Raw genomic sequence first — 13,011 nt, forward strand, 5'->3', positions numbered from 1 at the left:
ATAGTGAGGGCCATCCAATGCCAAAACGCGACGATATCAAATCTATCATGATCATCGGAGCCGGGCCCATTGTCATTGGCCAGGCCTGTGAATTTGACTACTCGGGCGCGCAAGCGTGCAAAGCGCTGCGTGAAGAGGGGTATCGGGTCATTTTGGTGAATTCGAACCCGGCTACGATCATGACAGACCCCGAATTGGCAGACGCAACTTATATAGAGCCGATCACACCCGAAATTGTCGCCAAAATCATCGAAAAAGAGCGCCCGGACGCTCTTTTGCCGACAATGGGTGGGCAAACCGGGCTGAACACCTCTCTGGCCCTGGAAGAGATGGGCGTACTGGACAAATTTGGTGTCGAGATGATTGGCGCAAAGCGCGAGGCCATTGAAATGGCCGAGGACCGTAAACTGTTCCGCGAGGCCATGGATCGCATCGGTCTGGAAAACCCCAAAGCGACGATCATCACGGCACCAAAAAATGATGACGGTGTCACAGATCTTGATGCCGGTGTTCAATTGGCCTTGAACGAACTTGAAGATATTGGACTGCCAGCCATCATTCGCCCGGCGTTTACCCTTGGTGGGACGGGCGGTGGTGTTGCCTATAATCGCGAAGATTTTGTGCATTTTTGCCGGTCCGGTATGGATGCGTCTCCGGTCAACCAGATCCTTGTTGATCAATCTCTTTTGGGTTGGAAAGAGTTTGAAATGGAGGTTGTTCGCGACAAAGCGGATAATGCGATCATCGTCTGTGCCATTGAAAACGTCGATCCGATGGGGGTGCATACCGGCGATTCGATCACAGTTGCACCTGCGCTGACCCTGACGGACAAAGAGTACCAAATCATGCGCAACGGATCGATCGCCGTTCTGCGCGAGATTGGTGTCGAAACCGGCGGATCGAACGTCCAATGGGCGATCAACCCCGAAGATGGCCGGATGGTTGTGATCGAAATGAACCCCCGCGTCAGCCGATCTTCGGCACTGGCCTCTAAAGCGACGGGATTTCCGATTGCGAAAATCGCCGCAAAGCTGGCTGTCGGCTATACACTGGACGAGCTTGACAATGATATCACCAAAGTGACGCCCGCGTCATTTGAGCCGACAATTGACTATGTTGTCACGAAAATACCAAAATTTGCGTTCGAGAAATTTCCGGGATCAGAACCGCATCTGACCACCGCAATGAAGTCGGTTGGCGAAGCCATGGCGATTGGCCGAACCATCCACGAATCCTTGCAAAAGGCGCTCGCCTCAATGGAATCCGGTTTGACCGGTTTTGACGAGGTTCACATCGAAGGTGCCCCGGAAAAGTCTGCGGTGATCAAGGCCATCAGCCAGCAAACACCTGATCGGATGCGCACCATCGCACAAGCGATGCGACATGGTTTGAGCGATGATGAAATTCATGCCACAACTATGTTCGACCCCTGGTTTCTGGCCAGAATCCGCGAAATCGTTGATGCGGAGGAAGACTTGCGGGCCAATGGCCTGCCGTCAGACGAAGCATCCATGCGCGCTATCAAGATGCTTGGCTTTACCGATGCCCGTTTGGGTCTTTTGACCAACCAATCCGAAAAAGCCGTGCGCGCGCAAAGGCTTGGGTTGAACGTCAAAGCAAGTTTCAAGAGGATTGATACATGTGCCGCGGAATTCGAGGCCCAGACGCCATACATGTACTCGACCTACGAAGCCCCAATGATGGGAGACGTGGAATGCGAGGCGCGGCCGTCGGATCGCAAGAAAGTTGTTATTCTTGGCGGTGGCCCCAACCGTATCGGACAGGGAATCGAGTTTGACTATTGCTGCTGTCACGCCTGTTTTGCACTGACTGATGCCGGGTATGAGACCATCATGGTCAATTGCAACCCCGAGACAGTTTCAACAGATTACGACACGTCAGACCGCCTTTATTTCGAGCCTTTAACATTTGAGCACGTTCTTGAGATCCTGCGTGTTGAGCAGGACAACGGAACCTTGCACGGTGTGATCGTCCAGTTTGGTGGTCAAACGCCCTTGAAATTGGCCAACGCGCTTGAAGCTGAAGGCATCCCGATCCTTGGAACAACGCCAGACGCAATTGACCTTGCCGAAGATAGAGAGCGTTTCCAAGCCCTTGTGAATGAGTTGGGTTTGAAGCAACCGCATAACGGCATCGCGTCGAGCGATGAGGCAGCTTTGGCGATCGCAGAGGATATCGGTTTTCCACTTGTGATCCGCCCTTCCTATGTTTTGGGCGGGCGCGCCATGGAAATTGTTCGCGATATGTCCCAGCTTGAGCGATATATTAAAGAAGCGGTCGTTGTCTCCGGTGACAGCCCTGTTTTGCTCGACAGCTATCTGTCTGGCGCGACCGAGTTAGACGTGGATGCGCTATGCGATGGGACGCAGGTGCATGTGGCGGGTATCATGCAACATATTGAGGAAGCTGGCGTCCATTCGGGTGACAGTGCCTGTTCCCTTCCGCCTTATTCTTTGTCGGATGAGCTGTTGGCAGAGGTTAAACGCCAAACAGAGGCTTTGGCTCTGGCCCTCAACGTGCGGGGCCTTATGAATGTACAATTTGCGATTAAAGATAACGAGATTTATCTGATCGAGGTTAATCCACGGGCGTCTCGAACCGTACCGTTTGTGGCCAAGGCCACTGATTCAGCCATCGCCAGCATAGCAGCGCGGGTTATGGCGGGCGAACCCCTAACCAATTTCCCTTTGCGCGCACCCTATCCGGTGAATGCCGATTACGACACAGATTTGCCACTCGCCGATCCAATGACATTGGCTGATCCTAAGATGCCTTGGTTTTCGGTCAAAGAAGCCGTCCTACCATTTGCGCGGTTTCCCGGCGTTGACACAATATTGGGACCAGAAATGCGTTCAACCGGAGAAGTTATGGGGTGGGATCGGTCGTTTCCGCGTGCATTTCTTAAAGCGCAACTGGGTGCCGGGACACATTTGCCGACGAGTGGAACCGTTTTCTTTTCTATCAAAGACGATGACAAAACACCGCAATTGGTCGAAACTGCGAAAATTCTAACCGATCTTGGTTTCGCCATTGTCGCCACTGCTGGAACCGCAGTGTTTTTATCTGAACATGGCCTTGCCTGTGAAACCATCAAAAAGGTGTATGAGGGACGTCCGAATGTCGTCGACCTGATGAAAGACGGCGGTATTGATCTGGTGATGAATACGACAGAAGATGCCGCCGCAGTCACAGATAGCCGAGAGATCCGGTCCGTCGCGCTTTTTGATAAGATACCGTATTTCACCACTGCCGCTGGTGCCCATGCCGCGGCCCAGGCTATGCAAGCACGAGAAGATGGAGATCTTGTGGTGAAATCGCTTCAGGCCTGACATCATCGTAGGTGTTCCCTATCCTGGATCGGTTTCTTTCGATGTGCTGTAAACTGTTGCATCAATGTAACGTCGGCTCTTTTGTCTCGTTATGTCACAACGCTGTTATCCTTACCGGATTGGTAGACTCTGATACGATCAGCATTACACTATCGCAGCCTTGCAATGCTGGTTTCCGGGATTATCGTGCCATCTGACAGCAACAGTTCCGGTGCCCCTTCACCAAAGCGTACTTCTTCCACTGAACCAGATGTAAAAACGGGGACATGCAGCGGTTGCGCATCAGAGCTACTCTGCAATTGGGCCGAATACTGCCCTATCTCAAGTGTCGCGCCCTCGTTACTTAATCCGTCCCAAATAAGTTTGTGAGCGCCCCCAGTGCCGTCCAATTCGCGGACTGTGCGCCCGTTTTGATCACTTATGATCAGCTTGGTATCGCTGTTTAAAGGGTCTTCGACCTCAAACTCTATTGGTGCGCCTAAAAATTGAAATGAGTCCGTATGGAGAACTTGACGCCCAATCATGTTAGCCGAACTGAATGCCTGACTGTTCGCGAGCGCATCAACCAGAGAGTTCAGCTTTTGATTGGCTAGAGTCTGTTGCTCTACCATGGAAAATTGTGCCAGTTGACTTGCAAAAGCCTCCGACTCCATCGGGCTGAGGGGATCTTGATTTTGAATCTGCGTTGTCAACATGCGTAGAAAGGTCTCAAAATCACCTTGGACTCCAAGGTTTTGGGTTTTTGGCGGATTTGATTCTAAAGTTGGAGTTGGTTCAATTTGCATGGTAGTTCCTATATTCTAATATCAACGTTGTTATCCTTTTGATCTAATTTGCTTATGTCGACACTGCTATTTTTATCGATATCAGAGTAAGTAATCTCATGATCATTGGACCTTTTGGAATTTTCTTCCGCATTCGGCCGATGGCCATGAAATGAGAAGGATAGATCAGACAGACCAATAGAATTCATCTCTGATGCCAGCTGCTTATCGTGCTTTTCCAAAGCATCAAGTACGGCTGTGTTTGCCGAATAAAATCTAAGGTCCAGATCGTTACCAGAAGAAAATGCATCAATGAGGATATTTGAATTAAAGGTATTGTGAGGCTTTTGGGTGCTGTCAAAAGCGCGATTTGCAAAAAGACCAAGACTTGCGTGTGGAGTAGAAATGTTTTTAAGGTTTAACGAAATATTCTGCAGACTCTGAAGTATTGTTGTACGCTCGAGACTTTCAGGGGGCTGTATCGTTTGTAATAACGAATTTGCGATCTCCTGTCTTCCAGCCAATGAAAATCTTTCTCCTTCAGTATTAGCAAGCCTGTTCAAAATACGCTGTGTGTAGTTTTGAGTAAAGCTATCTATTGTTTCAGAGTTCTCTAATGTTATGGAAGGTGAATTCATTAAATCAAAATGCAGCTTAGTAGAAGAACGTATGTTCGGGCGCTGAGTTATATTGACTAACTCTAACAAGCTAGAGTTGTCGAAATTTTCCGCTCCATACGTCTGCGTGATATTTTTTGCTATAATACCTTCCGTCTTTATGTGGTTGTTCTTTATTTCGATGCTTTCTAATGGCATAGCGCTAAGGGGGTTAAAGCCCTGATGTATGTTTACTTTAAAATTGTAAGAAGCTGAACCTTCGGATTGACTAGCTAATACTAAAACTGATTTCAGATTTTTTTGACTCTCATTAAATATATCTAAAGTATTGCTAATTTGGTACGCGTAATTATGAAAATAGGGAATCAGTTCATTAGAAGTTTTGGTTATCAACTCGTCGTTGATTGGCTTTGAGCCGAGGGTATTTCCATTAAATTCAGATTTATTAGAAGTATCTATATTGGTATGAGTGCAAGATTGCCTTAAATTCGGAGAAGTATGATTTTGTTTTTCTTCTTCTTTATCTTCTCTAAATTGAGACTTGTCAGATTCTTGAGTGATTTGATTTGAATCTTGAGGGTTAATAGCAATACTTGATTGATATATTTTGAAAAAAATGGAATTCACGCAATCATTTTGGTACCTGCTTACGGCTGGTGCTGCACTTTCCATGCCAATGTTCTGTCTATCGAACGATTTTGCCATACTGCAATGATCCATGAGTCCGTTTGTAGAGCCAGCCATGCCCGGTAAGTACATGTTTATCTTCCCATTACTTGCCAAAATATTCTTGCGGCTAGGTGTTTATTATAAGCTAAGATGTGATAAAAAGTTCCGATAATTTTATTAATTAAGTCGCTCACGTTAATATACTTTTCATGATTTTCTTTCAAGGTCGAATGGCACTTTCAAAGTGGCGCGGCGTTAATGTCAGCAAGAGCCAGTACGGCCATTTAATCCGGACAATGATACAGTCGTATCTTGTTGAAATATTGTGCAAAGCACATCAGAAAGGAATACGATGTCAAGTATTTTGACAAATAATGGCGCTATGGTTGCATTGCAGACCTTAAAATCGATCAACTCGCAGCTTGGGGCCACGCAGAATCAAATCTCTACTGGTAAATCCGTTGCGAACGCTAAGGATAATGCAGCGGTTTGGTCGATTTCGAAGGTGATGGAATCCGATGTAAAAGGTTTCCAAGGCATATCTGATAGCTTAAATCTTGGTGAATCTACCGTCGCTGTTGCCCGCAATGGTGCAGAAACTGTTACAGATTTGCTGACAGACATGAAGGGAAAAATCGTTGCTTCGCAGGAGCAAAATGTTGATCGTGCAAAGATTCAGACTGATATTGTCGCACTGCGCGATCAAATCAATGCTGTTGTCGGCGCGGCCCAATTTAATGGTTTGAACCTGCTATCGAATAGGGAAGTTGACGCTGGCTCGGGGAGTGTAAATGTATTAGCATCGCTTGATCGATCTTCTACAGGAGTCGCAGCCAGTGATATTTCAATTGCAAAGAAAGACTTAGGTACTGACGCGAGTTCGGTGGTTGGCGGAACTGTAGCGAATCTAACTGGCGCTGCAACACTCAATGGCACACAAACCGCAAGCCTTGTAGTTACGGCACCTGCATCAGCCGGGCAGGTTTATAGCCTTGGTATTCTTGGCACCGACGCAAACGCGAGTAACTTTACTCCCGCCGATTACACAACTGGTACAGCAGCGGCTGACGCGCAGAAAATTATGTATATTGCCAGAGACGGTGATACTGCAGGTGATGTGGCTAAAGGCCTAGCCCAAGCCTATGCCATTTATGCTCTCGAGGAGGGACTTGATACCGACGTTTTTAACGTATCAGCGTCGGGTGAAACACTTAATATAAGTTCGACGGTGACTGACGCAACTGATACCATTGCGGCACGTATTGACACATTAACATCACCAACCAGCGTGACAATAGGTGGGGGTTTGGAAAAGCTCAATGATATTGACGTCACAACTGATGCAGGGGCAGATGCTGCTCTTGTGTCAATTGAATTTATGATTCAAAATGCTATTGATTCCGCAGCATCTTTTGGATCTGCGCAAGGACGTATTGAAACGCAAGCGAACTTCATTTCGAGTTTAACGGATTCCCTTAAGTCGGGTATCGGCACAATGGTGGATGCTGATATGGAAGAAGCGTCAGCGCGTTTGCAAGCGTTACAAGTCCAGCAACAGCTGGGTGTGCAGGCGCTATCTATTGCAAATCAGGCTCCACAATCACTTCTATCGCTTTTTAGATAAAAAGAGCTGGGGTCGCTACGGCGACCCCTCCTAAATTTTATGAAATAAATTGAGGCTTTTCTATGACCGCGACTCAAGCTACTTTGGATGCATATAAAACTGTCAGAGTTGATAAAGATGTTGAAAGTGCAGCGATACTAGAAGTTACGAGACGGCTTAAAACGGCCTATTTGAATAGAGTAAAAGATTTTCCAGCTTTTGTTGATGCGCTACATGAGAATTGTCGTTTGTGGATCGTTCTTTCATCGGATGTAGCTCTTAAGGAGAACGGACTATCTCCGGATTTGAAGTCGAAAATATTTTATCTAGGTGAGTTTGTTCGACAGCATACAAAAGAAGTGCGTAACGGTCTTGAAGACTGTCAAGTTTTGATTGATATTAATTTATCTATTTACTGTGGGCTTTCTATGAAGGATGCATCAAAATGAGTGGATTGGTCCTCAAGCTGTCACCCAAAGAGAGAGTATTGATAAATGGCGCAGTGATTGAAAATGGAAGTCGTCGCTCAACAATTACAATTATGAGTCGAAACTCAAAAATTCTCAGGTTGAAGGATGCTATACATCCGGATGATATCAATACACCAATTCGACGTGCATGTTATCTTGCTCAGTTACTATTGACCGGTGAAGGCAATTTGATAAAAATAAAGGAAAAGCTGTTGGGTGAACTCAATGAGCTTGATCATGTTTTCAAAAATACAGCTTACTTGGAAGTATTAAGAAGCTCGCAAGTTTTTCTGGAAGACGAAAATTATTATCTGTGTCTCAAGTCGCTTCGAAAACTGCTTTTGGTTGAACCGGAAATGTTACTAGCTGTCCGCAACTGAATTTACTTTGGTCGCTATTGGCTTCCCCTGTGATCAAGGCCGGTTTGATCTGGGATCTTCGCGATTGCGTTTAAGTGTTTAGACTTTGCACTTCGGTAACGGGGCCGTTTGTGTCAAGGGATTTTGGGCAAAGGAGTTAAACCGCCAAAGCGGAGCTTTTTGTTCGTCTTGTCTGTTGTGCTTTATCTTGCGGCTTTCGGTGAAGGTTTGAGCTAATGGGATGAACTGTGAGCTACCCCCCGAAATTCGTACACTGACGTAAGCTACGCTTCGCCGTCTGCTGATCTTCAACGAGAAGGAGATCACAGATGTTGAAACGCAAGTAGCACACGCCCGAGCTGGCGAGCCGGTCCGGGGTACATCCGAGGATGATCCTCCATTGGAAAGGTCCGTTTCTGGAGGGCGCGTCCGCGGTGTTCGAGGGCGGGGGCCGCAAGAAACCCGAGATCGACAGGGAGTCGGCAAAGGAACTCGACGCCAAGATCGGGTGAATTGGCGGGTGAACGCCATCGGTCAGAGAGTCCGCCAATGCGGTGGCCAACTCTTCTTTGGAACGAAAGCTCAAGCCCTTGCCCTGGGGCGTGAAGTGATCCGGCGTGCGCGTCTCAATGGATGGAAAAGGCCGGTTCCTCGACAACATCTTCATCGAGCGGCTGTGGCGGATGCTGAGATAAGAATGCGTTTACCTACATGCCCAAGTGACGGAATCGGAGGCAAAGGCTGGGATTCGAAAATGGATGTGCTTTTACGACCATCAGTAGCCGCACTCCGCACTTGGCGGCAGGCCACCAGCCATCGTCTATTGGCAGCAAAATGAAACTACCAACCCCGATCAGCAGGGGCAAAGAGTAGCTTGAAAAGCGCCAGATCCTGTCCAACAATTGCAGAGTAGCTCAGGAGGCTTGCAACGCGGAGCGCTGGACTGCGTTGTGGCGCGCTTCAGGTGGAACGGGTTTTGGCGCGGCGGCACTGTCATGGTGCGCCGAGGCGACGGCCGTTGAGGTCTGGGACCTTTGGCGCGCAGCGGACCCACCACTGGTGCGGACAGCGGACTTCATCCGTCCCACGCTGCTTCTGTCGCCACACGTCGCTCCATCAAGCACGATGCTATCAGATCTGGCTCAATTCGCTGAAGACGAGGGACTCGTCCTTTGTGTTCAGGTGATGGCGGTTGGCCCCGCGATCGAGCTCGATCTGCCAGAGCAGCAACCGCGATCTGCAGATCCCCAGATCGCTGATTTCCTCAGAACCGCGGTAGGTATACAGCAATGGCCGTCACAAAAGAAGGCGTCGCTACACAAGTTCTGGAGCGCACGTCAAATCGAATACAAGATGGTAGTTCGATGACAGTGAAACCACTTAAGGTGTGCGGTGTAGCATCCGAGCAGCATAACCCCACGGTTTTGAACGATCCCGTAACAACATCAGTCTCGTTTTGATTTATCCTGAAGCAGCCCTCGCATCAGCGGCCGTGCCATAGCTTGGCAAATCGGCTGCGGTTTTGCCATGTGCGGCCATCAGAGTGTCGCGGACATATGCAACATGCGCCGTTTCCTCAATGATTTCAGAGAGGTACTGCGCAGCCATCAGCGTCTTTCCCACTCCGATGGTCCCGTGATTGGCCAGCACAGCGGCGCGGATATTCGTGTCTTGAAACACAGGGCTGATCTCAACCTCGGTCTGCGGACCACCGTTTGACGACAGCGGGATCAGCGGCATGCGACCGATCTTTTCGATGGTCTGGACTGTGAGGCACGGGATTTCGATACCGGCACTGGCATACCCCGTGGCCCAAGGGCTATGGCAGTGAACGATGGCGTTGATGTCGTCGCGGATGCGGTAAAGGTCGAGGTGAAAGCTCAAATCCTTGGATGGCTTCAGACCTTCAGCACAGGGCAGGATGGTTCCATCAAGCTGAACAACTTGCAGGTTGTCCCGCGTGCATTCATTGAACCCCACGCCGGACGGTTTGATGACAATGGCATCGCCTGCATCAAGACGCACAGACAGGTTGCCGCCCGCATTGGTTTGCAAACGCCCGTCAAAGCATCGTTGTGCCATGGCAATCAGGGCATCTTTCTTTTCGTTCAGATCGGCATGGGTCATGGGACTGGTCCTTCAAAGGTGATCGCGCAGGGCGGCAACAGCGGCCTTGGCAGTGTTTGGGTCATTGATGTGATCGGGAAGCTGCGTGACGGTGTAGGCGCGGGCCTGTTCGTTCAGGATCTCGGCGGTGATGGCACGCAGTTCGCTGTCTTCTATGGCACCGCCGGGGCGGTCTTCGTGGCTGAAACCGCCCATGGGGATCAGGACGTGACAGGGTGCGATGCTGTCGTTCAGAATTGCGGCTAAGCGCTTTGCCTGTTCAGACATCTCGTCTTTGGTCAGCTTTATATGCGTGAACTGTTGCGTATGGCAGTAGTGCGGGCGCTTAAGGTGCGCATTGCTAACCGTCTCTAACGCACTTAAGCCAAGGAAGTTCAGCGCGCCGGGCAGCACCACGCGGGGGAGCGACGCCGCAGAGGAGAACCGGGTCGGCATGGACACATGGGCTCCCGCAAGATGAATGCGGCCCAGTTCATGCACGTTCATGTCGATCACGCCCTGGACGTGGCCTTCCTCAACGAACCGAGAAAATGCGGCGCCGCCGTAGCCGTTGGCGTGAAAGACCGTTGGCTCAAGGTTGGCCTCGGTCAGCACGCGCGCGATGTTGGCCCCTGCGGCCCCTGTCGCGCCCAAAGTGGTCACGGCAACGGTCTTGCGGTCGTCCCTGACGATCGGCTGCGCTTTGGTGAGGCCTGCGATGGCGGCGGCGGCGTTTTCGAACACCTGGCGCAGTTGCGTGTTCAGACCTTCGATATCGCACAGCGTCGGAATGATCGTAATGGCGCTATCGGCAAGGGCAGGCCGGGGGTCAAACGCCAAGGTGGTGATCAGGATCTTGGGATAGGTGGCAGGTAGGGCCTTCATCGCAGCCAGGACAATCTCACCTCCGGTGCCCCCGCCAACGCCGATAGCGACCTGACAATCCGTGCAGTGCGCCCCAACATCGGTAGCCGCGGCTTGCGCCTTTTCCGTCATACGCGCCAGCTTTTCCTTCCCGGACCAGACCGCGCCTTTCGAGCCAAGTGAGACGTCCAGCATAGCAACATCCAGCCCGTATCGGCCCAATGCGTCGCGTAGATAGCCTAGCTCGGCTTGCTTGGTCTCTAATGTCCCGATCAGCAAAACACGCGCCATGGGTCAGCCCTTTACCGCCCCGGCAGTCATACCCGTGATGATTTGGCGGGACGCGAACAGCGTGAACAGGATCGGCGGGATCGCGAGCAGCATGCCAGTGGCAAAGATGGTGCCAAGGCCATCGAATTCGGAAGCATTGTTCACGATCAGGATCGGCACTGTCATCGTGTCCCGGTCAGCGAGGGCGGAGGCAAGTAGATATTCGTTCCAAGCAATACGAAAAGTAAAGATCGACGCGGCGGCGAGGCCAGGTTTGATGAGCGGCAGCACGACAAGGAAGAACGTCTGAAATGGCCCCGCGCCATCGACACGCGCGGCTTCTTCCAGTGAGGGCGGGACTTGTACGATAAACGATTGAAGGATCCAGATCACGAAAGGCAGGTTCATCGCGACGTAGATCAGGATGATCCCGCCATGTGTGCCCGCCAGACAGACGTCACCACGCCCGCCAAACGTGTCGCGGATCCACATGCCCAGCCCGTAATCGTTGTCGAGGCAGAAGGCGTTGTTCCACAGACCGAAGACCGGCACCAGCAGAACCGCCGGGGGTATCATGCGCACCGCCAGCGTGCTGAGCGACAGGCTATCGCGGCCCATGAATTTGAACCGCACCAGCGCGTAGGCGGCCATGCAGCCGAACACCAGAGTCAGCACGGTCGACACTAATGCGATAATGATCGAGTTGATGAACGCGCCGCCAAAGCGGATTTGGCAGAAGCGCAGGTGTTCCGGTTCGTACCACAGGATATCGCAGAGCGCGGTTTCGTAGTTGCGGATCGTCGGCATGAACAACAACCCGCCCGCGCCGCTGGTGATGTCCACATCCAGTTTAAGCGAGTTGACGAACAGCAGGATCACAGGGCCCACGGACATAAAGATCAGCAGCGCGATAATCGCGTAAAAGGCGGGGTTTTGGCGGTCGTGGGTGGTGTCGGCCATGGTCTTAACCCTCTTCTGCAGCTTGTGCGAACTTGGCACGGCGGGCGCGGGCCTCTTGCCAGCGGGTGAAGGCGAACATGCCTAGCGTGAGAACCATGAGCAGCATCAGAAGGTAATTCGACATCGCTGCCGCTTCGCCCAATTCACGGAATTCCCGCGCCGTTCGGGCGATGCGCAAAGCAAGGATTTCGGTGCTGAGCCCCGGACCACCACCTGTCAGAACAAGGATCACCTCAAGCACCTTAAAGGCGTCGATCAATCTTAGAAGCATGGTCACGATCAGAACAGGCATCATCAGCGGCAGCTTGATGTGAATGATCTGTTGCCAGCTTGACGCGCCATCAATGCGTGCAGCTTCCAAAGCAGAGCGCGGCAGCGATTGTAGGGCGGCGAGCGACAGGATGAAAATGAACGGTGTCCATTGCCAGATGTCGGCAATGATCACGGATAGCAGCGGATTTTGCCCCAGCCAATCGACAGTGGGCAGGCCGACTGCTTCAAGAAAACGGTTAAACGTGCCGTAGGTCTGATGGAACATATACCGCCAGACAAGGCCCACCACCACGGGCGCAATCATCATCGGTAGGATAAACATCGTGCGCAACACAGACATGCCGCGAATGTTGCGGTCCAGCAGCAGCGCAAGGCCGACACCGAGGATCATTTCAACCGTGACAACTGTGAACGCGAAGACCAGCGTGACCCAAAAGGACGTGTGGAATGCGGGATCGACCAGCAGTTTGGCATAGTTGGCAAGGCCGACAAATTCGGTCTCGGATAGGCTCTGGCTTGGGTCCCAATCGCGAAAGCTGCCCCAGATCATGTAGCCGATGGGATAAAACAGCGCGAGGATCATGACGACGCCGGCAGGGGCGACGAACATGTACGGTGTCAGGCGATTCAGACGTTGCGTCGACACGGGGCGGCGTCCTCGAAGCTTGGGGGAAGACCCGGGGCCTACCGCTGGCAGACCCCGGAT

General features: G+C 51.2%; 11 protein-coding genes and 1 pseudogene. 6 read left to right on the forward strand and 6 right to left on the reverse strand.

Annotated elements, in window-relative coordinates; translation table 11 throughout:
• Window positions 1–17 precede the first annotated feature (17 nt).
• Window positions 18–3,350 (forward strand): carbamoyl-phosphate synthase large subunit, encoded by a 3,333-nt coding sequence (gene carB / locus ACG74X_RS03925; protein WP_411232828.1) that lies wholly within the window; start codon window positions 18–20, stop codon window positions 3,348–3,350.
• 149 nt (window positions 3,351–3,499) lie between these two features.
• Here carB and ACG74X_RS03930 read toward each other — a convergent pair whose 3' ends face one another.
• Complete coding sequence (locus ACG74X_RS03930) at window positions 3,500–4,135, reverse strand: flagellar hook assembly protein FlgD (RefSeq protein WP_411232829.1); 636 nt, start codon at window positions 4,133–4,135, stop codon at window positions 3,500–3,502.
• Window positions 4,136–4,143: 8 nt separating this feature from the next.
• Window positions 4,144–5,475 (reverse strand): hypothetical protein, encoded by a 1,332-nt coding sequence (locus tag ACG74X_RS03935; RefSeq protein ID WP_411232830.1) that lies wholly within the window; start codon window positions 5,473–5,475, stop codon window positions 4,144–4,146.
• Between the two features lie 277 nt (window positions 5,476–5,752).
• Here ACG74X_RS03935 and ACG74X_RS03940 point away from each other — a divergent pair, with 277 nt between their 5' ends.
• The 5 genes and pseudogenes from ACG74X_RS03940 to ACG74X_RS03960 all read left to right on the forward strand — a co-directional run.
• Window positions 5,753–7,024: a flagellin gene (locus ACG74X_RS03940; protein WP_411232831.1), complete on the forward strand. Its 1,272-nt coding sequence runs from the start codon at window positions 5,753–5,755 to the stop codon at window positions 7,022–7,024.
• A gap of 62 nt (window positions 7,025–7,086) precedes the next feature.
• Entirely contained in the window at window positions 7,087–7,452 is a 366-nt protein-coding gene (gene flaF / locus ACG74X_RS03945; protein ID WP_411232832.1) for a flagellar biosynthesis regulator FlaF, read from the forward strand.
• Window positions 7,449–7,853 (forward strand): flagellar biosynthesis repressor FlbT, encoded by a 405-nt coding sequence (locus ACG74X_RS03950; RefSeq protein ID WP_411232833.1) that lies wholly within the window; start codon window positions 7,449–7,451, stop codon window positions 7,851–7,853. Before flaF ends, ACG74X_RS03950 begins: the two co-directional genes overlap by 4 nt.
• 368 nt (window positions 7,854–8,221) lie before the next feature.
• Window positions 8,222–8,344 carry a hypothetical protein gene (locus ACG74X_RS03955; RefSeq protein WP_411232834.1) on the forward strand — a complete coding sequence of 41 codons (123 nt, stop codon included), beginning with the start codon at window positions 8,222–8,224 and terminating at the stop codon, window positions 8,342–8,344.
• A 99-nt stretch (window positions 8,345–8,443) separates the two neighbouring features.
• A pseudogene (locus ACG74X_RS03960) lies at window positions 8,444–8,611 on the forward strand (integrase core domain-containing protein); the annotation flags it as partial.
• Window positions 8,612–9,293: 682 nt separating this feature from the next.
• On the opposite strand, the gene ACG74X_RS03965 reads toward ACG74X_RS03960, so the two are convergent.
• The 4 genes from ACG74X_RS03965 to ACG74X_RS03980 are packed head-to-tail and all read right to left on the reverse strand — an operon-like array spanning window position 9,294 to window position 12,951.
• The gene (locus ACG74X_RS03965; protein ID WP_411232835.1) at window positions 9,294–9,959 is read right to left on the reverse strand and encodes a class II aldolase/adducin family protein; all 666 of its coding nucleotides are present in this window, start codon (window positions 9,957–9,959) and stop codon (window positions 9,294–9,296) included.
• 12 nt (window positions 9,960–9,971) lie between these two features.
• A complete protein-coding gene (locus ACG74X_RS03970) occupies window positions 9,972–11,093 on the reverse strand; it encodes a Tm-1-like ATP-binding domain-containing protein (protein WP_411232836.1) in 1,122 nt (373 codons plus the stop codon).
• 3 nt (window positions 11,094–11,096) lie between these two features.
• A complete protein-coding gene (locus ACG74X_RS03975; RefSeq protein ID WP_411232837.1) occupies window positions 11,097–12,032 on the reverse strand; it encodes a carbohydrate ABC transporter permease in 936 nt (311 codons plus the stop codon).
• 4 nt (window positions 12,033–12,036) lie between these two features.
• Window positions 12,037–12,951: a carbohydrate ABC transporter permease gene (locus ACG74X_RS03980; RefSeq protein ID WP_411232838.1), complete on the reverse strand. Its 915-nt coding sequence runs from the start codon at window positions 12,949–12,951 to the stop codon at window positions 12,037–12,039.
• Between the last annotated feature and the right edge of the window lie 60 nt (window positions 12,952–13,011).

The sequence above is a fragment of the Marivita sp. S0852 genome (assembly GCF_046591575.1).
Lineage (GTDB): Bacteria > Pseudomonadota > Alphaproteobacteria > Rhodobacterales > Rhodobacteraceae > Marivita.